Raw genomic sequence first — 20,066 nt, 5'->3', positions numbered from 1 at the left:
ATCCAATTTATAATACTGGAATATGAATATCTACTTCCTTTCCTTTTTCAGAAGACCTGAAAATACCATCAATGATTGCTTGGTTGATTAGGATTTCTTCCCCTGGAATTGGTGCAGGTTTATCTTCTTTGATAGCAACAACAAAATCGCGTACTTTCGCATCAAAAATGTTGATGTCATGTACTTGTAGAGGAATAGCTGTTTCTGTTTGATGACTATCCACATCATGAAACATGCTAATTGATCCAATTCCTCCATCCCAAACCCCACTCCAGGGTCCACTACCTGCAGGCATTAACTTTAAACCAGCATCTTTTCCAAGAAAAATCGTAGGCCCTAATGTATCCATATGCATTGCCCAAGATATTTTAAAGTTAAGTACCATACCGCCTTCTAAACGAATCATGGCAACACCAAAATCTTCTACTTCGAACTTATCCGCTTCAGGATGATAAATCGGATTCTTCCCAAAATGATTCGATGTATATGCCGAGACTGTTAGCGGCTTTGGATGACCTAATGCATTTAGCGCTAAGTCAAGCGAGTATGTTCCTATATCACCCATAGCTCCTACACCCGCCAATGCTTTATTAATAAACGTGCCACCTGGCATCCCGCGACGGCGTCCTCCCCCTACTTCTACATAGTAGATGTCTCCAAGCTGGCCAGACTGAACAATGTTTGTTACCTTTTGCATATTTGGATCATATCGTGGTTGAAAACCAACAGAGAGCATTTTCCCTGTCTTTTTCGCTACTTGAACCATTTCAATTCCTTGATCAAGTGTGACTGCTAAAGGCTTTTCGACAAGTACATGTTTTCCGGCTTGCAATGCATCAATACTTGTCATATGATGAAAAATATTTGGGGTGCAAATACTAACACCATCTATATCTAGATCGAGCATTTGTTTATGATTTTCAAATGCTTGGGCATCCTCAATCGCTAAGTTATTAATGAATTCCTGTGCCTTTCCTGGTACAACATCTGCCACCCCTACAATCTGAACACCTGCCATTGCTTGATAAGCTTTTGCATGACTGACTGCAATTCCACCACTGCCAATAATGCCTATTTTAATTACTTTTGTCATCACTTAATCCTCCAGATTATTATACTAATTACGAAATTAGCAATTCTATATATTCAGTTTTTAAAATCTATATTTTTATGTCCAATAGAAAACCAAAACAATTTTATTGAAGTAGTCGAGCATAGTCAATGCACACTATTTATCAATTTATTTGATCAGTTTGATATCGTTCATATAAGATACATTCAATATTATTTTCAACAACCTATTCTTCGTTTAGACTCTTTTATTATCAGCTATAATAGAGTTATTCATTTCCTTAAAGCAACAGACTTTTTCATGGAGCTAAATTGATCTCCATATAGAAAAATGGTCGGAGTATCGTTATACTTGCATAACCTTTCTTCACATTTATGATTTTTCACTAATTCTCCTTAGTTCTTTAGCATTTTGTGCTGCACTTTCTACTGGGTCACCTGTAAAGTCTTCTTGTTCAATAACAAACCAGTCAACTTTATGTTCTCTACCCGCTTCTAAAAACTGGGCAATATCAAGTGTTCCTGTACCAATTTCAGTTGAAACAGGCTTACTATTAACAAGCTTTAGATCTTTAATATGTAACGAAACACAGCGATCTGCATACTTTTTTATTATTTCAACTGGACTGTTCCCAGCATGTGCAGCCCAAAAACAATCTAACTCCATTTTCACATATTGCGGATTCGTATTTTCATATAATAGTTCAAAACCTGATTTCCCATTAAATAAATCAAATTCAAATGCGTGATTATGATAGCCAAATGAAAAACCTGCTTTAGCTACTTTCTCACCCAAATTATTAAATAATTCAGCTGTCCGTTTATAATCATCCTCAGTTGTCCGCATGTTTTCTGGTAGATATGGACAAATCAGTAGACGATTATCTATACCTTCATGATAACGTAGTAAACCATCAACATCATCTTGTAATTCCTCAATTTGAATATGTGCACCTGCTGCCTTGATTCCTACTTCATCCATTTTAGCTTTTACATCTTTTGCTGTATGGTCAAAGAAACCTGCAAATTGAGCACCTTCATACCCCATATTGGCAACTTGCTCAAGTACACCAAGTAAATCCTGTTCAGCTGCATCTTTAATTGAATACAATTGTAATCCTAACTTCCCCATTACTTTCTCCTCCTTCAAATTCCACATTTACTCATTAGTGATCTCCTGTTACTTATAACTTAATAGCCCTTTTCAATTCACTTGATTGATATGCTGCTAACGACACTTCGAGTGATTTGAGCCCATCATAGCCGGTAATGGAGGGTTCTTTGCCTTCTTTCACACAGTTTACGAAATCAAGAATCAAACCATAGTCCATATCATTTCCAAAAAACACGTGCTCTAAAGACTTGCTACCACTACCAAACATCCTAAAATGCTCTTTAAACGCGTCAACTTTTACTGTTTGTTTCGTTCCAATCACTTCAATTGTTGCGTCACCCCATGTTGGGTATTCAGTAAAGCGTGACCAACTGGCATCATGGGAAGCTATGACACCATTTTTAAATTCAAACGTAAGAATCCCTGCATCATCAATGTCAACATCATGAAAATAAGAATCGACAAACGCTCTTACCTCGGTTACTTCTTCATTTAAATACCAACGCATAATATCAAGCATATGAACAGTATGGTCGAGTACAGCCCCACCACCTGATTGCTCTTCATCAATAAACCAGCCTCCAGGATTTTGGCCACGGTTTGTTGAACGAAATGCGACAATATCACCGAGTTCCCCTTTATCTATCATCTCTTTCAATTCTCTAATTGGTGAGCTAAATCTTACTGGGTAAGCGATTTGTAAAGTAACATTATTGTCTTCGCAAACTTGAATCATTTCTGTAGCATCATCAAGACTGGTTGCAATTGGCTTTTCACACAAGATATGTTTCTTTGCCTTTGCTGCGTTCAAAACCATTTCTTTATGTCGATTGTTTTCACTGCAAATAATGACGGCATCCATTTCTTGTGCTAAGAAGTCTGCTTGATCACTGTAATGTATTGTATTATAGTTCACCGCGACTTCTTGTCCTCTTTCAACGTTATCATCATAGATACCAACTAATTCAACATTGGGTATGTTCTTTAACCCCTCTGCATAACTATATGCGTGCATATGTGCGAAACTCATCATACCTATTTTCATTTAGTTGCACCTCCATCGACAAGCAATCCAAGATGATTCATTCGATCAATAAGCGCCTGATCAACTTTGTATGCTGTAGCTAAAATGGAATCAACTGAATAGGTTAACGGCAATGCCGTCTTACTTCCAGGTCGGACTGGTCTCATTTCATCACTGTCAAATTCAATAATAGTATTAATCCCACTCCATTCAAACTCAATTCGTTCCTGATCAGTAACCGTATACTCAATATGAGCCATTGTTCCGCTACCGAAATACAACATAATAATGATATAAGCCGGGGTCACAGTTTGATCAGTCCGTTTTACATGAACATCTTGTGGCTCACCTAAAAGTGCTGATAACACATATAAATCTCCCGCAAGTAATGAAACATCTTCAACATGCTTCACAGTGCGTCTAAAGCGAAAAACACCTTTACGTTTATCTTCTTTACTAATAATCTCTTTCGCCTTTTGGTAAAATGGATAGTTTTCTAAATCAAAATAAACACTCGAATCCAGATTTTGATTGTTGGTTGTTATCAGATTTGATGGAATATAAACTTGGTGTGCATGATTCTTTACTGCTTGCAAGTTTTCAACTGTAGCTGCTAGGACGATAATCGCTTCGCCATTTTCATTTTCTCTTAATTGTTCAGCAGACTCCAAAACACTTACATTTTCTAAAGTCGTTCTAAAGTCGATCCTGTCAAATCTACTGAATATCATTTTCATCAATTTAAAGAGCCTCCTACTTTATTACTAAAGTCCCCTTATAAATAAACTTCTTTACCTATTTTTGCGGATTCATAAATTGCATTAAGCATTTTCATTACTTCGACACCATCAGCTATAGGTGCAATTGTTTCATGGCCAGATTGACAGCATTCTACAAAATGATTGATTTCATTTGCGAATGATTTTACAAAGTCAAAACCTAAATTGTCAATTTGAGGAGTAACATTCAAGATTGTATTATTCTTCTCCAAAACAAGTGCTAATGCAGGCTCAATTTCAGCCCCGCCCTTGTCTCCATATAGTTTAACCGACGTTTCATCCTCCTTAGCGTGTAGTGTAAAACTAACATCAACAAAAAGTGATGCTCCATTTTCAAAACGGATGAGTGCATTTGTTAGATCTTCTACATCATTTAATGTTGGATTATAGTCTGCTGCTTGATAAGATGATAGATTTTCAATATGACTACGATTGCCAAGCCTATGGTATGTATTTCCACTTACTGAAACGGGTCGCGGTTTCCCCATTAAATACCACATAATATCAACTACATGAACGCCCAGGTCTATCAACGGACCGCCGCCTGATTTTGTTTGATCACTAAACCAACCACCTGGATTTCCCAATCGTCTCAAGTATGATGCTTTTGCATAATATATTTCACCAAGCTCATCATTATCGATAAATGCCTTTAAAATTTTCACATTATCTGCATGTCGTCTGACAAAACCAACTTGTACAGTTTTTCCAGACTTTTTAGCTGCAGCCTCAACTGCAAATGCTTCTTCGACAGTCATACTTAATGGTTTTTCAACTAAGACGTGTTTACCAGCTTCGAGCGCAGTAATAGCAATTTCCGCATGCGTGTTGTTCCACGTACAAATACTTACAGCGTCAATTCCCTGATTATTTAATAGTTCCTGATAATTAGTGTATAACTGGCTAACACCAAATAACTTACCTTTCTCAACTAAGCGCTCTTCATGAATATCACATAATGCGACTAACTCTACTTCCTTATTTTGAGAATACGGTGTAAGATGCATCTCCGATATTGAACCTACCCCAATAACTCCAACTTTCAACATATAATCTACTCCCTTGAAAATGTAAATAAAATAAAAAAGAGAGATGATCAGCAAGGTTTTATAAACTTAGTTTATAACTAATTTTGCTGGTCATACTCCCTAATTCTTAACATACTATTTTTTCTTGTTTCAATTATATAATTAGCTATTTTCAGTTCCACATAACAGTTCAATATTTCACTTGAAATGCATTACAACTCAATCCGACGTCCTTCATCATGAGATTTCACTGCCGCTTCATTAATTAGTGTTAAATTAATGACATCTTCTTTGGTAATCGTTGGCGGTGCCCCTGTTTTAATCGCATTAACCCACTGCACCATTGGCATTGGTAATGCCGGTAATACTTCTGTTAAGTCTTGTGATTTTATATTGGCACTATTAATGTGAATTTTATCATCACTAATACGTAACGTCCCTTCCGTTCCATATAACTCCAACTGGAACGGGCTGCCATTTGACACAAAACTTGTTTCAATAATACCAAGTGCTCCCGACTCATAATCTACTAATAGTGCAGAATTATCATCTACAGTTGTACTGTTTGCTTTATGAAGACGTGCATAAACACCTGCTGCTTTTCCAGCTAAGCGATTCGTCAAATAGATTGGATGTGCGCCAAGGTCAATCATAGCTCCCCCACCAGTTTGTTCCTTATCATAGAAACGTGCAGGCAACCATCCATTTTCTTGTCCTTCTGGCGCTACGCCACCGTTATGAGCGAAACGACAACGAACCATTGTAACTTTTCCTATCCAACCTTCATTAATTGATTTCTCAGCATATAGGAAGTTATTATCAGTTAGTCTCGGTAAAGAAACCATTAGCTTGACGCCAGCTTCTTGAACGGCTGCATATATCTCTTCAGCGTCCTGAACCGTAAATGCTAAAACCTTTTCAGTGAAAATATGTTTTTTATGTTTCGCTGCAGCAATGATAACTTCTTTGTGCATATTTGTTGGTGTATTTACGATGACTGCATCAATATCTGGATTAGCTAAAACAACTTCCAAGTCTTGTTCAAATGGAACATTTAGCTCATTTGCCCAGCCTTCTCCCCGTTCGACTTCTTCATCCCAAACAACTTCAATCGACATGTTGTCGTTTTCTTTAACATTACCAGCATAGTCATCAGCGTGTACATGCCATCTACTTAATAAGGCTACTTTAATCATTTTTATCACTCACTTTTCTATATTTTATATTTAAAACATAAATACTTCATAAGCTAAATGTACTCGCTTTCAAATCTCGCCATTTTAATACAGATACTTATTAGTCGAAATAAACAGCTTTACCAGTTTTAGCAGACTCATAAATTGCTTCTAAAATTTGCGTCACAACAAAAGCTTCTTCTGGTTTAACAGTTGGTTCTGTGTCATTAATAATGCAGTCAATCCATAAACGCGCTTCAAGATCGGCATTGCTTTCTGATGCGCCGTCATAATAAGCAACACCACCTGCACCTAATTCTACATTTCTAGTATACAAGTTGCCCATGTCTTCTCCATTAATACTCAGACCATTTTTCATATCTGCCCCACCTTTTGAACCACTTAGGGAACATTTAGCTTCATCAACATCAAGTGTATTTAATGCCCAACTTGCTTCTAAGGTAATTGTTGCACCATTTTCCATTGTAATAAAGCCAAATGCAGAGTCTTCAACTTTGAATTTTTCAGGATCCCAAGGTCCCCAAGCATTTGCAGCATTTTCGTTTTTACCCAATACATGATAAACATTACCCATTACAGATTTCGGCTTATAATTATCCATCATCCATAATGTTAGATCAAGTGCATGTGTCCCAATATCAATTAGCGGACCGCCACCTTGCTTCTCCTCATCGAGGAACACTCCCCAAGTCGGCACAGCACGTCTACGAATTGCATGTGCTTTGGCAAAGTAAATGTCTCCTAGGTCACCACGTCTTGTAATTTTATGCAAGCTCTGACTATCAGGCCTAAAGCGATTGTCATAACCAATTGTGAGCTTTTTACCAGTTCGTTTAGCTACTTCAACCATTCGTCGCGCTTCTTCAGATGTTTTAGCCATTGGTTTTTCACATAAAACGTGCTTCCCTGCTTCCATTGAAGCAATTGAAATTTCTGCATGAGAGATATTTGGAGTTAAAACATGAATAACATCAATTGAATCATCTTTTAATAATTCTTGATAATTCTCATAAACCTTAGCATTTTCAGTCCCATATTGTTTAACTGCTTTTTCAGCCTTATCTAGTTCTATATCACAAAATGCAACAAGTTCAACGTTCTTTAGTTTACTTAAGCTTGGGAGGTGCTTCCCATTTGCAATTCCGCCACAACCAACTATACCCAGTTTTAATTTTTCCATCATTTTTTTCCTCCTTGGACTTCCTATTTTCCCAATCTTACGAATCAAAATTCCCAAACGCTCTACTCATCTACAATGTCAGTGTAGATGAGTAACAGCCAGCACTTGGTTTCATCAAAAATAACCCCTCATTCAGACAATCTAAATCTGGCCATATCTCGTTATTCAAAATTCGGTAACAGATTAATTCTTTGCTTTGTTATTTATTTGGAAGTTGGTCATATTCAATCCTTTCCTAAAGGAAAACTTTAACCTTTTCCATCTCTTTGAACTACAAGTTATATCAATTCACTTAACTTGCTGCCCAACGATCATAAGCTACCTGGTAGATTTCAATGTACTTGTCAATATTCATATCTTCGATTGTTTTTACATATTTATCCCAATTAGATAATGGCTCAACACCTGTGATGAATTTTGCTTCCATTTGCTGAATATACGATTGTAGGTCTATTTCAATTGTGTTAACTTGTTTCTGCTCTTCTGACGTTAAGTACACAAGTGGAAAAGGTACTTCTGCAAATGGATCGATTTTCCCATTAGTTTCAGACTCGATAAACTTATCAAATTCTGATATCTTCTTCCCTTCTACTGGACCACTTAAAGAAGGTGCGGGAATTCCGTAATCAGGTGTTAATGTCCCACGGTATTCCTCTGAGGATTCATAGCCCTCTGGCGGATCAAGATTTACTATAGCCCCTCCTTCTTCGTCAGCCCATTCCCAAAGTGCCCCCTTAGGACCCATATTTAAAAATGCATAGCCCTCTGGTGAATAGAAATAGTCAATCCATCGTATAGAAGCCTCTGGATTTTGATTCCCACTTGAGATCGAGAAAGCCCCTCTTTTGATTCCCGGACTGCGTGGTACCAATGGTTTATCCGAAAAGGGGCTAGTTAACGGTTGAAACATGGGATTAGTCATTGCATCTTCTTCCTTTTCTCCTGTTGTAAAGAATGAAAAGTAATCTGGGAATATCCCAACTCTATTAGCTTGTCCTTTTGCTTTTTTCTGTTCATCGGATTGGGAGAATGTCTCTGGGTCTAATAGTTTTTCCTCATAAAGCTTATTCATATACGTTAGATACTCTTTATATTCCGGAAGTTTCGGCGCATATCGTACTTTACCATTAATTTCTTCAATCCCCTGTTCTTTCATGCCAAAAGCACCTAAGAACCATGCACGAGTGCCATCCATTTTTACATCAAGCAATGGAATTTCATCTGCTTTTCCATTTCCATTGGGATCTTCGTTTTTGAATCGTTTTAATAGATCATAAAACTCATCTGTAGTTTTCGGTAACTCTTTAACATTCAACGCTTTTAGCCATTTACCGTTATACCACATTGGTCCTTTATACCAGATAGATGTTGGCCCACTAGAAATCACTGGTAATGAATAAATATGTCCATCGATTGTAGTAATAGACTTTTTCACATCCGGTCTTTCTTCAAGTACTTTTTTCAGATTAGGAGCATACTCTTCTATAAGGTCTTCTAAAGGTAATAAAACCCCTTGTTCTCCATAGTCAGTTTCCATAGCTGGTGTTAAATTATTTGTTCCAGCTGCATATATAATATCTGCTATTCCTCCACTAGCAAATGCCAAATTTAATTTTGTTTTAAAGTCGCTCATTGGAGGTGTTTCATAATCAAAAGAGATATTCGTCATTTCCTCATATTCTTGTAATGTAGCCATGTCTTTCCATTCAGCTAGGCCAATACCTGGTGCAATCATAGATAACTTTATTTTTTCCTCAACAATTGGAAATCCTGTTTTATTTACTTCAACATTTGTACTTTTGGATGCATCTTTATCCTTTTCCCCTTTATCTGATGAGCAAGCTACCATAATCAATATAGTTAATATAGCTACAAAAAGTAACGTAATTGTTTTTTTCATGCTCCATTCTCCTTTTTTAACTACTATTATTTCCCAAGAATTGCTTCAATCCTTATACGCATCACCCCCTAAATATCATCTATGTTTATGCGTTCATCTTAACTAGCCTTTAAGTGATCCAATCATGACCCCTTTAACGAAGTGACGTTGCATAAATGGATACATAATGATAATAGGTAGGGTAGACACAATCATAACTCCATATTTGATAATAGAGGCTAGTTGTTGCTTACTATGAAGTACCTCAGCCATACTACTTGACATATTTATATTCTGTGATGACATTTCCTGTAATACCAGTATTTCTCTTAATACTAATTGTAGCGGATAAAGATTTCTGTCTGATAAATAGATTAAGGCGTTGAAATAGCCATTCCAATGTGCTACCCCATAGAATAGTGCCATAACCGCTATTATTGGAGCCGATAATGGTAGTATAACTTTAAAAAACATTTTAAAATTGGTGGCTCCATCAATAGTTGCCGATTCTTCCAATTCTTTTGGAATCGTAACTTCGAAAAATACACGAGCAATTATTATATTATAAACCGCAGCGGCATTAGGTAAAAGCATCGCCCAAATTGTATCAATAAGCCCTAAATTTTTAACAACTAAATAAGTTGGAATCAATCCACCACCAAAAAACATTGTCAGAACAAACATACCCATGAATAGATTTCTACCTGCAAGATCTCTACGTGATAATGCATAAGCAGCTGGAATTGTAATGGCTAAGTTTATAAATGTACCGAGTACGGTATAAAAAATAGTATTAAGATATCCCCTCCAAATATCACTATTTTCAAAAATTAACTTGTATCCGTCAAATGTTATCCCTTTAGGAAGTAGCCACATCGTTCCTGAGTTTACAGCTGCGGGATCACTTATTGATGCACTAACAATATAAAGCAAGGGATACAACACTACTACCGCTGCCAGTGTAAGAAAAATATAGTTAAAAACATTGAACAATTTGTCTTTATTTGTTTCTTTTATTACTGCCCCCATATTCTTACCTCCTCACCATAGACTTGTTTCACTCGTTTTTTTCGCAATTTGGTTTACACTAATGAGTAAAATAGCATTAATAACTGCATTGAACAATCCAACTGCAGAAGCAAAACTATATTGGCCATCTAATAATCCAGCTTGATAAACAAATGTAGCGATAACGTTCGAGGATTCGAGGTTAAGCGGATTTTGTAATAATAAAATTTTCTCGAAGCCAATTGCTAACATATTCCCGACGTTCAATATTAATAGAATAACCATTGTTGGGAATATCCCCGGAATGTTTATATACCATATTCGTTGTAAACGTGAAGCTCCATCTACAATGGCCGCCTCATGTTGCTGTGTATCAACACCGGCTAAAGCAGCCAAGTAAATAATTGTTCCCCAACCTGCATTTTGCCATACTCCCGAAAATACATAGACCGTCTTAAACCATTTTGGATCCGTCATAAAAGAAATAGGTTCAAAACCAAGTAATTGAATAGCATGATTTATTATGCCTGTTGTTGGGGCAAGGAATGCAATGACCATCCCTGTCATTACGACTATTGATATAAAGTGTGGTGCATATGTAACCGTTTGCACAGTTCTTTTATATAAACCATCTTTTACTTCGTTTATTGCTAGTGCCAAAATAATTGGTAACGGGAAACCTACAATCAACTCATAAACGCTAATTCCTAATGTATTCTTAATTAAATCCCAAAAATAATATGACTCGAAAAATCGGATAAAATGTTCGAAACCTACCCATTCACTACCCCATATACCCAATGATGGAATAAAGTCTTTAAATGCGATTTGTACCCCATACATTGGAATGTAGTGAAATATCAAAAAGTATAAAAATGCTGGCAATATAAATATGTATAATTGCCAATTCTGTAGGATTTTACTTGATCCAAGCTTTTTTTTTGATTTTGCTTCCTTTTGTTGGGTAGCTGTACTCATGCTCATTCAAATATCCTCCTTTATCCATTAATGTGAAACTACCATCATCTTAGCTCGTTATGTAATTTGTAAGCAATATGTTGATTTTATTAATTCTTGTTTCTGCGATGAGTAGTAACGCAATTCAGACTTGCGAGACATGGGATTGATAATGAAATGGATATGTCGATTTTATATTCATATGTCGATTTAATACATAAGGATTTAGGTCATGTTTAGAGTGAAACTGAAGCACATACTGCCAATCCGTTCTTAAACCTACATTTAAATTAACGAAAAAAAAAAGCCCTCACACAATACGAAGGACTTTAGAGTTATTTGATTACTTTCTATTCAATTTACGATATTCACCAGGTGGGATTCCTTCCCTCTCCCTGAATTTCCGTGTGAAATTTGATACATCCTTGTAGCCAACATCGAGAACAATTTTCTTAATTGGCCAATCCGTGTCCTTTAATTTTCTCTTTACATCTTCCATGCGCAGTTTCAATACATACTCCGTAAAAGTGCTACCAGTTTGATCTTTAATAAATCGGCTAAGATAAGGTAAGGTAAGATGAAAATTTATTGCTATGCTTTCCAGACTTAAATCGAACATTTTATATTTCACTTTAATGTATTCAAGAACATCATTTCGCAATTCCTCATTATTTGACCTCTTCTTACTCTCAACCTTTTTACATATTTTTATGGCTACTTCGCAAAGCTGTTCTTCTAATTGTTTTATAGAATTAAAATCTACAATGCTATTGAAGTCGTCTATATACTTCGTTAATTCCATTTCAGAAGCCGTTTTCATTACCGTATTGATAATATCAAAACAGATACATTTTAAAACTTGTATGGACAATTCCTCTTTCGCAAGTCTTGTAAACATGTCGCGCAGTGTTTCTGTTGCAACTATATGATCCCCTTGCTTCAGACTTTGGGCAAGCTTTATTTGGTCTTCTACTGGATACCCCAACCCCCGTTCTGACTGGGAACTTATTTCCTCAAAATAAATGATACTCCCCTGTGGTACTGCAAACTTATATTCTATTGCCGCAAGTGCTTCAATATAAGATCGATTAATATAGCTTTTTTCCTCATACATTTTCCCTACTGCAACAGTAGGGTTAATTACAGTAGTTTCCTGTATATACTGTTGGATTTGTGAGACAAGTATTCGGCGTTGATTGACAGCTTTATTTGGATCTTGGTTCATACTTATAATTAATGCCAATGCATCATAATAAATCAAATCAACTCCATGTACTGCGGCATCCTGTATTGTTAGTTTCGATAATAGCTGTAGAAAATTCTCTTTTTCTTTCATTTTATCGAAATATACAATTGTAACAAAATAACAATCATCCCTCATTACAACATTTAGCGCATGCATTAATGAATCTATTTCTTTGTTATCCCTTAAATCACCTTTCAGTAAATTAATAAGTAGTTGCTCTTTTGCAAATGGTTTTTGTAAAAAGATTGTTTCATTCAAACTCTGATGCGTTAGGAATGCCTTTGCAATTGTATTTCCGATGTTCTCGAATTCATTTAACTCCATAATTTCCACATTTTGTTTGTCGTTTTTTTGTGTTAGTTCAAATAACTTTCGAATTGGTTTATATTGTTTACTCCCAAATAAAACAGCTATTATAATACCAACAAAAAGGAGGAAAATCAAAATTGTGATGATAAATGTTCGCATATGGAAAACCCGTTCAAGAAACTGATCTGTATCCATCAGTGTTATAAATGTCCATCCACTAATTTCTGATTTGACAGAAACGAGAGAGTACTCTTTTCCATTTATCTCTACATTCCTTATCTCTTGATCATTAATAGTTGTTAAATTTAAATTCCCCTCACTAATCTCCTGTACATTAATACTAGATGCAACCTTCTGATTATTCTCGTCAAAAATATACGTATTTCCTTGAAAGTTACCTAATATGTTTTGAGTGAGATCTGTCAGGACCTTTTCTTTGATAAAATACATAACGGTTCCGTAAGGGTAAAGACTATTTGGAACTATTGGGTATAGGAAAGCAATTATACGATCTTGCGTACCATTATTCAGCGTTACGTTCCCAACAGTCTTTAACATTGGCTTTGTAATATATAAATCATTTATCAAGCTCTCTTGTTCTTCTTTATCGAATTTATACATTCTCTGTGTAAATGTATCCAGCGAAAAGGAGCCACTTAAGGTATATATATGGTCATTTTCATGGTAATAAACAAACAAATCTTCAATAATTGAACTGTTTGACTTATATTTTTTCAACTCTTCAATTGCCTCTCCACTGTAATAATTATGTTTCATCATGTACGGTGTCAAGCGGGGATCATAGGCTATATTTGTCGCAATTTTTTCTAGCTCCTTTATCCGTTCGTTTGTAATGTTTTCTACTTGTTTCAATTTATTAATATTAGATTGTTCGATTTCCTCTCGTAAATTGTAAACCGAACTATAATAAATAAATGCACTCATTAACATGAAAGGAATGAGGAAAACTAATAAATACGACACAATGTACTTAAATAATAATCGGGATTTTGTCCTCTTAAGCCAATGCATATATTCAACTTCCTTTCTGTACAAAAAAGTTGTAAATATTCTAGGTTGCTTTCTTTCCTTCTATTTGTTTGAATGCTTGAGAGGCGAACCACATAAGCGAATACGCAATAAGTGAAGACCCTACAAATATCAAGAGAATCGGTAGAAAGTTAAATAAATAATAGAGAAGTATCAAACTAATAACCATTGCGATTGTTTCAAATGGTCTAGCCAATGCAATATAAAACGATTGCTTAAAGTTCTGAGAATACTTAAGCTTATATCGTACAAATACAGGGAAAAAGTATAGTAAAGTAATTAAATACAAGAAACCAATAATCAATAAAATAATATGTAAATAAAAAGATTGGACTAGCTGCTTTGAAATTTTCATATCAATATATAAAAATATACCAATAGCTACTAAAAATGTCCCTAACGCATTGGATTTTAGAAAGTGGGTTTTATACGATGCGAGGAAGGTCTGAAATACTGGAATATCGTTATCATCTTCCATCCATTTACGAATTACCGTAAACATTGCTGTCGTCGCCGGCATAACACCAAACACCACAAGACCCATTAATGAGAATATAACCCATAAGAGGTGGAGATACATCATTTTACTAAGCCATTTTCCTATTTCAAAAATCGCTTTAAAGATACCATTTAAAGATTTCATACGATTAGTTCCTCCTTTAAATCATCTTCAACCCAACTATAGATAGAACCGATTTCAGCCAAAAGTTTCATTACTAGATCCAGGGTTCATATTATTCGCTTTATTAAATCTATACGGAAGAATATTAATATAGAAAATCTTAATAAATCAAATAAAAGTAAATCACTACTTAGTCCTTCATCCTTTTAATACACTCCATGTCCACCGTCAATTAAACACCACGTTCGGTTACATCAATTACTACTTAAAGTGGCTTTCTAAGAACGTCATAATATCAATATAGCTATTGGTCCTGAACCGATATGTAACTTTAATAGGAGTGACATTTCATTCGCAAATTTGCGAGCAATTTTTTACGGTTTATTCCCGTTGTCTCCATTTACACTTTTACTCATCAGCACCTTTAATTTGAAGATATGATCCGAATACTTTCTCACTGCTCGATTAATCCATTCTAATTTGATAATTCATCAACCTGCAAGAAATTACTGAAACAATAAAAAAGCCGATATATTCTGTATACCTCATTCACCTCTAGCAATTAAATCTGAAATTCGTTCGGTGCCACATCTTCCTACTTCAACAATCATTGTCACTCCCTGCTTAACTCTGATTTCATTGATATCATCGCCATAAGCATTGAATGATGGGAACGCATGGACATGTAAATCAATCCAACCACTTGATATATATATCTGAACAATTAATAATATACTGCCCTTGTCCATTTCCAACTGTCGTTATTTCGATTACTTTAACATTATTTAATATACGAATTCGTAAATACATACCTTCCGTTTTCATTAAACTATTTCCCTGATTCTATATGTAAGTTATTGCAAGAGAAGTCTTATTACTATAGAAAAGGAGGCCAATATTCTGGCCCCCAAAGTTATTTCAATACTAAAAACGATTTTTCCAACTTTGTTTTGAATTTCGCTAAAAAACAAAAAGATCATTCTTATTATATAAATACACATGAATTGTAGTCGGCCAAGCCTAGTCATCATTGTTTGTGATAAACGATAAAGAATGCTAAACACGTAAATCTGATGAACCGGTAAGTTTGTTCCATCTAACATCGCTACTATACCTTGTTTCTGTTGAATAGCGTATATTGTACACATTTCATTAACTGTCTTTTACCAGATATCAAAATAAAAACCAGTTTTCACCAAATCGAACTCCTGAACCCCCAAAAAATACATTCCTAGTATTAAGAATATACTGAAAAATACTTTAATGTCAAGTATTTTTGGAAGACTCTCTTATTATTAAATCCACATCATATTGAACTATCCGGTCATAATGTGCCTTTCCAATGATTTGATAGCTTAATTGGTCTGCTAGTGTTCTACCTATTTCTTTTTTCGGGATATTAATTATTGTTAAAGTCTTAGTAGCCATACTAGCTAGTTCTATATTACAATTCCTATTGCTGAAATAGCTAAAGGTGTTTTTCCGAGACTAAGTAATTGACCACGTTGCACGTGTAGCAATAAATCATTAGAAGCAGCCACCTATTATTCACTTTTCCCCTTCATCCGTAAGAGTATTAACATTTTAAAAAATCACACTACTATTCATAGATCCTAATTCGTATTATAGATTAACTTCATTTTTTTTCTTCTAGAGTAATCGCTAGTTTGACGGAAATCAACTAACCAATTTTCGTGCTATAACATTTTTTATATAAGCTTAGATATTGAATACGGATTATAAACCGAACAAAGGTATCCCAGAGCGCAGAAGCAGTTTTGAAAGAAATCTATTTTTCAACCTTTCAGTTGATTGAATACGCATCTTTATCCCCACCTCAACATATAGCGGACTATATTGAATAGTCTTTCAAAGTATAGTACACTATACTTAATTAAATTAATTTATTAACTTCGGGAGGTAACACCTTTGACTAATCCAGATCTGCCAAATAAATTCCGATCAATCTTCGACTCTACCGAAACACCACGCACGTTTTTTGCACCAGGACGAATTAATCTAATTGGTGAACATACGGATTATAATGGAGGCCATGTATTCCCCGCCTCAATCTCATTTGGAACGTACGCACTTGCTCAAAAACGCAATGATCAAAAGTTACGTTTTTACTCGTTGAACTTCCCCTCTATTGGGACCATTGAATGTGATCTTGCCGATTTAGACTATAATGAAGCACATGATTGGGCGAACTTCCCCAAAGGTATGATTCATTATATGAAGGAAAGCGGACTCCAAATAACGACTGGAATGGATATCTTATTTTATGGTGACATTCCTACCGGCGCCGGGCTCTCCTCTTCTGCTTCTATTGAAATGGTCACTGGTGTCCTTTTGGAAGGACTATTTGATTTAAATATTGATCGTGTAAAGATGATTCAACTTGGGCAAAAAGTAGAAAATGATTATATCGGCGTCAACAGTGGAATTATGGATCAGTTTGCAATTGGTAAAGGTAAAAAAGGGCATGCCATCCTATTAAACTGCCAAACTTTAGCCTACAACTATGCCCCTATCGAGCTTGCTGACCATGTGATTATCATCATTAATACCAATAAACAACGAACACTTGCTGGTTCAAAATATAATGAACGTCGCGTGCAATGTGAACAGGCTTTGACGAACTTGCAAACAGATCTTCAAATTAAGGGGCTTGGTGACTTGACGAAAGAACAATTTGAACAACACAAACACCTTATTACTGATGAAACAAACCAAAAACGTGCAAAACATGCTGTCTATGAAAATCTACGGACTGTTGAGGCTCTTCAGCAATTACAACAAGGCAATTTAGAGGCATTTGGGCAATTAATGAATGAGTCACATAAATCTCTTCAACTGGATTATGAAGTAACAGGCATCGAACTAGATACGATTATCCAAGCAGCATGGGATCAACCAGGCGTTGTGGGCGCCCGCATGACAGGCGCAGGTTTTGGTGGTTGTGCAATTGCAATTGTTGAAATAGACAAAGTTGATAGCTTCAAGAACAATGTAAATAAAATATATAGAGGAAAAATTGGTTATGAGGCATCATTTTACACCGCTGCAATTGGTGACGGAGCAAGAGAACTTACTGAAGGAGTGTACTAAATGAGTGTATTAGTTCTAGGTGGAGCTGGATATATCGGTTCACATGCGGTTTATCAGTTAATTGATCAACAGACGGACGTCATAGTGATTGATAATCTACAAACTGGGCACAGAGAAGCTATCCATCCTGATGCGACATTTTACGAAGGTGATAGTCGAGACATCGAGTTTATGCGTAATGTATTTACTAATGAACCTATTGATGCAGTTGTCCATTTTGCTGCGAATTCCCTTGTCGGTGATTCCATGGCAAATCCATTGGAGTATTATGATAATAATGTCTATGGCACACAAATATTACTGCAAGTGATGACAGAGTTCAATGTCAAAAAAATTGTCTTTTCATCAACAGCAGCCACTTACGGGGAGCCAGAATCTGTCCCAATCACAGAAGAGATGCCAACCAATCCGACAAGTACTTATGGCGAAACAAAACTGACGATGGAAAAAATGATGAAATGGTGCGAACAAGCCTATGGCATTCGCTATGTTGCTTTACGCTACTTCAATGTGGCAGGTGCACGGGAATCTGGAGAAATCGGCGAGGATCATCATCCTGAAACACATCTCGTACCAATCATTCTCCAAGCAGCACTCGAACAACGTTCAAATATCACTATTTTCGGAGAAGATTATGATACACCCGATGGCACATGTATCCGTGATTATGTCCATGTAGAAGACCTTATTCAAGCGCATCTTCTAGCACTTAATTATTTAAAAAATGATGGAGAAAGCGATATTTTCAATCTTGGCAGTAATCAAGGATTTTCAGTCAAAGAAATGATTGATACAGCACGAGCAGTTACAGGTAAAGAAATCCCTGAGAATTCAGGTAAACGTCGTGCGGGTGATCCTAGTATCCTAATCGCAAGCTCTGATAAAGCTGCCACTCTTTTAGGTTGGCAGCCAACGCGAACTTCAATTGAAAAAATCATTCAAGATGCTTGGAACTGGCATGTCAACAACCCAAATGGTTACCAGAAGGACGTGACAGCTAAATGATTTACTCAGATATTAGAGGACTCCTTCAAAAAGGTATCGAAGTGGGACTAATCGATACCGCTGATCAGAATTATGTGACGAATCAAGTACTTGCACTGCTCCATCTCGAATCTATGCCTGCAACAACTGAAGGCACAACAGATGATTCAATTCCAAATCTACTCGACAAAATTATTGCCTATGCTACCGAAAATAATGTCATTGACAATGTTTTTGATGACAAAGAAATACTTTCAGCCACAATCATGAATTGCTTTGTGGAAAGGCCATCTGTTATCAATGCAATTTTCCAGAAAAAATATAGTAACTCCCCAAAAAACGCAACAGATTATTTTTATGAATTAAGTAAAAACAGCAATTATATTCAGATGAACCGCATCAAGAAAAACATCCATTTTAAAGCTACAACAATCTATGGTGAAATGGATATTACCATTAACATGTCAAAACCCGAGAAAGACCCTGAACAAATCAAGAGAGAAAGCGAATTGAAACATGATGTTGATTATCCAAAATGTCTATTATGTATCGAAAACGAAGGATACGCTGGCCGGACAGGTTATCCAGCTAGGGCAAATCATCGTATCATTCAAGTACCACTTGTAAATGAAAATTGGTATCTGCAATATTCACCCTATGTTTATTATAATGAACATAGTATTTTACTTGCTGAAGAACATCGTGATATGAAAATTGGTAAGGATACTTTTAAACGGTTACTTACTTTTATAGAGAAATTCCCACATTATTTTATTGGCTCAAATGCCGATTTACCTATTGTCGGTGGCTCTATTTTGAATCATGATCATTATCAAGCAGGAAGTTATAATTTTCCAATGACAACTGCAACAACTGCACTTTCGTTTACGTTAGAAAACTTTCCAAACATAACTGCATCTGTCCTGGAATGGCCGTTAACAACCATTCGCTTGCAGAGCGATGAGATTGAGCCATTGATTCAAGCAGCTGACCATGTCCTTACCACATGGAAAAGTTATAGTGATGAGGAAGCGGATATCAGAGCCTTTAGTAATGAAACTCCACATAATACAATTACACCGATTGCCCGAATGCGTGCTAACAAGTTTGAACTCGATCTCGTCTTACGCAACAATCGAACAACTGAAGAACATCCACTAGGGATTTTCCATCCCCATGCAGATGTCCATCATATAAAAAAAGAAAATATTGGGCTTATTGAAGTAATGGGTCTGGCAGTTTTACCGGCTCGTCTTAAAGATGAATTAGCTGAAATCAAGAAGTTTTTACTCGATCAAACAACTTCTGTAGCCCCCTATCATCAACAATGGGCAGAGCAAATGAAAGCTAACTATGGAGAATTATCAAACCTAGAGCAAATTGAGTCCATTTTAGAAAAAGAACTTGGGATTAAATTCGCCAAAGTGCTTGGAGATGCAGGCGTTTTTAAAGTACAAAGTGAGTGTGAACGATTCATCCAAACATTAAATAGGTAGGTGGCTAGCCAG

16 protein-coding genes are annotated in these 20,066 nt (G+C 36.0%); 3 read left to right on the top strand and 13 right to left on the bottom strand.

Annotation, left to right across the window (positions count from 1 at the left end; translation table 11 throughout):
- Positions 1 to 7: 7 nt before the first annotated feature.
- The 13 genes from MKY15_RS17450 to MKY15_RS17390 all read right to left on the bottom strand — a co-directional run bounded on the left by MKY15_RS17450 (position 8) and on the right by MKY15_RS17390 (position 15,212).
- Entirely contained in the window at positions 8 to 1,093 is a 1,086-nt protein-coding gene (locus MKY15_RS17450; protein WP_340742006.1) for a Gfo/Idh/MocA family oxidoreductase, read from the bottom strand.
- A gap of 351 nt (positions 1,094 to 1,444) precedes the next feature.
- Positions 1,445 to 2,203, bottom strand: a complete 759-nt coding sequence (locus MKY15_RS17445; protein ID WP_187047601.1) for a sugar phosphate isomerase/epimerase — start codon at positions 2,201 to 2,203, stop codon at positions 1,445 to 1,447.
- A 52-nt stretch (positions 2,204 to 2,255) separates the two neighbouring features.
- Positions 2,256 to 3,230, bottom strand: coding sequence for a Gfo/Idh/MocA family oxidoreductase (locus tag MKY15_RS17440; RefSeq protein ID WP_342538106.1), 975 nt, complete (start codon positions 3,228 to 3,230; stop codon positions 2,256 to 2,258).
- Positions 3,227 to 3,949, bottom strand: coding sequence for a hypothetical protein (locus tag MKY15_RS17435; protein ID WP_187047599.1), 723 nt, complete (start codon positions 3,947 to 3,949; stop codon positions 3,227 to 3,229). The genes MKY15_RS17440 and MKY15_RS17435 overlap by 4 nt, the downstream gene beginning before the upstream one ends.
- 35 nt (positions 3,950 to 3,984) lie before the next feature.
- The gene (locus tag MKY15_RS17430; protein WP_187047598.1) at positions 3,985 to 5,037 is read right to left on the bottom strand and encodes a Gfo/Idh/MocA family oxidoreductase; all 1,053 of its coding nucleotides are present in this window, start codon (positions 5,035 to 5,037) and stop codon (positions 3,985 to 3,987) included.
- Between the two features lie 191 nt (positions 5,038 to 5,228).
- The gene (locus MKY15_RS17425; protein WP_338656868.1) at positions 5,229 to 6,212 is read right to left on the bottom strand and encodes a Gfo/Idh/MocA family oxidoreductase; all 984 of its coding nucleotides are present in this window, start codon (positions 6,210 to 6,212) and stop codon (positions 5,229 to 5,231) included.
- A gap of 100 nt (positions 6,213 to 6,312) precedes the next feature.
- Entirely contained in the window at positions 6,313 to 7,395 is a 1,083-nt protein-coding gene (locus tag MKY15_RS17420; protein WP_342538103.1) for a Gfo/Idh/MocA family oxidoreductase, read from the bottom strand.
- Between the two features lie 289 nt (positions 7,396 to 7,684).
- Complete coding sequence (locus MKY15_RS17415) at positions 7,685 to 9,292, bottom strand: extracellular solute-binding protein (protein WP_187047595.1); 1,608 nt, start codon at positions 9,290 to 9,292, stop codon at positions 7,685 to 7,687.
- Between the two features lie 102 nt (positions 9,293 to 9,394).
- Positions 9,395 to 10,300 carry a carbohydrate ABC transporter permease gene (locus MKY15_RS17410; RefSeq protein ID WP_187047594.1) on the bottom strand — a complete coding sequence of 302 codons (906 nt, stop codon included), beginning with the start codon at positions 10,298 to 10,300 and terminating at the stop codon, positions 9,395 to 9,397.
- A 12-nt stretch (positions 10,301 to 10,312) separates the two neighbouring features.
- A complete protein-coding gene (locus MKY15_RS17405; protein ID WP_342539779.1) occupies positions 10,313 to 11,257 on the bottom strand; it encodes an ABC transporter permease subunit in 945 nt (314 codons plus the stop codon).
- A gap of 322 nt (positions 11,258 to 11,579) precedes the next feature.
- Complete coding sequence (locus MKY15_RS17400) at positions 11,580 to 13,823, bottom strand: AraC family transcriptional regulator (RefSeq protein ID WP_342538102.1); 2,244 nt, start codon at positions 13,821 to 13,823, stop codon at positions 11,580 to 11,582.
- 40 nt (positions 13,824 to 13,863) lie between these two features.
- Positions 13,864 to 14,484, bottom strand: coding sequence for a YesL family protein (locus tag MKY15_RS17395; protein WP_187047591.1), 621 nt, complete (start codon positions 14,482 to 14,484; stop codon positions 13,864 to 13,866).
- 524 nt (positions 14,485 to 15,008) lie between these two features.
- Positions 15,009 to 15,212, bottom strand: a complete 204-nt coding sequence (locus MKY15_RS17390; RefSeq protein ID WP_187047590.1) for a hypothetical protein — start codon at positions 15,210 to 15,212, stop codon at positions 15,009 to 15,011.
- A 1,180-nt stretch (positions 15,213 to 16,392) separates the two neighbouring features.
- Here MKY15_RS17390 and MKY15_RS17385 point away from each other — a divergent pair.
- The 3 genes from MKY15_RS17385 to galT are packed head-to-tail and all read left to right on the top strand — an operon-like array spanning position 16,393 to position 20,054.
- A complete protein-coding gene (locus MKY15_RS17385; RefSeq protein WP_187047589.1) occupies positions 16,393 to 17,574 on the top strand; it encodes a galactokinase in 1,182 nt (393 codons plus the stop codon).
- Positions 17,575 to 18,579: a UDP-glucose 4-epimerase GalE gene (gene galE, locus MKY15_RS17380; RefSeq protein WP_342538101.1), complete on the top strand. Its 1,005-nt coding sequence runs from the start codon at positions 17,575 to 17,577 to the stop codon at positions 18,577 to 18,579.
- Positions 18,576 to 20,054: a UDP-glucose--hexose-1-phosphate uridylyltransferase gene (gene galT / locus MKY15_RS17375; protein WP_187047587.1), complete on the top strand. Its 1,479-nt coding sequence runs from the start codon at positions 18,576 to 18,578 to the stop codon at positions 20,052 to 20,054. The genes galE and galT overlap by 4 nt, the downstream gene beginning before the upstream one ends.
- Positions 20,055 to 20,066 lie beyond the last annotated feature (12 nt).

The sequence above is a fragment of the Sporosarcina sp. FSL K6-1540 genome (assembly GCF_038620285.1).
GTDB lineage: Bacteria > Bacillota > Bacilli > Bacillales_A > Planococcaceae > Sporosarcina > Sporosarcina psychrophila.
The sequence above is the reverse complement of the archived record's forward strand: the minus strand, read 5'-3'. Positions and strand labels throughout refer to the sequence as shown.

Bases quoted from the DNA above. Each gene is read 5' to 3' on its own strand.
- MKY15_RS17445 (WP_187047601.1), bottom strand. From the start codon at position 2,203: ATGGGGAAGTTAGGATTACAATTGTATTCAATTAAAGATGCAGCTGAA.
- MKY15_RS17395 (WP_187047591.1), bottom strand. From the start codon at position 14,484: ATGAAATCTTTAAATGGTATCTTTAAAGCGATTTTTGAAATAGGAAAA.
- MKY15_RS17410 (WP_187047594.1), bottom strand. From the start codon at position 10,300: ATGGGGGCAGTAATAAAAGAAACAAATAAAGACAAATTGTTCAATGTT.
- MKY15_RS17425 (WP_338656868.1), bottom strand. From the start codon at position 6,212: ATGATTAAAGTAGCCTTATTAAGTAGATGGCATGTACACGCTGATGAC.
- MKY15_RS17420 (WP_342538103.1), bottom strand. From the start codon at position 7,395: ATGATGGAAAAATTAAAACTGGGTATAGTTGGTTGTGGCGGAATTGCA.
- galT (WP_187047587.1), top strand. From the start codon at position 18,576: ATGATTTACTCAGATATTAGAGGACTCCTTCAAAAAGGTATCGAAGTG.
- MKY15_RS17450 (WP_340742006.1), bottom strand. From the start codon at position 1,093: ATGACAAAAGTAATTAAAATAGGCATTATTGGCAGTGGTGGAATTGCA.
- MKY15_RS17390 (WP_187047590.1), bottom strand. From the start codon at position 15,212: ATGGACAAGGGCAGTATATTATTAATTGTTCAGATATATATATCAAGT.
- MKY15_RS17440 (WP_342538106.1), bottom strand. From the start codon at position 3,230: ATGAAAATAGGTATGATGAGTTTCGCACATATGCACGCATATAGTTAT.
- MKY15_RS17405 (WP_342539779.1), bottom strand. From the start codon at position 11,257: ATGAGTACAGCTACCCAACAAAAGGAAGCAAAATCAAAAAAAAAGCTT.
- MKY15_RS17430 (WP_187047598.1), bottom strand. From the start codon at position 5,037: ATGTTGAAAGTTGGAGTTATTGGGGTAGGTTCAATATCGGAGATGCAT.
- galE (WP_342538101.1), top strand. From the start codon at position 17,575: ATGAGTGTATTAGTTCTAGGTGGAGCTGGATATATCGGTTCACATGCG.
- MKY15_RS17400 (WP_342538102.1), bottom strand. From the start codon at position 13,823: ATGCATTGGCTTAAGAGGACAAAATCCCGATTATTATTTAAGTACATT.
- MKY15_RS17415 (WP_187047595.1), bottom strand. From the start codon at position 9,292: ATGAAAAAAACAATTACGTTACTTTTTGTAGCTATATTAACTATATTG.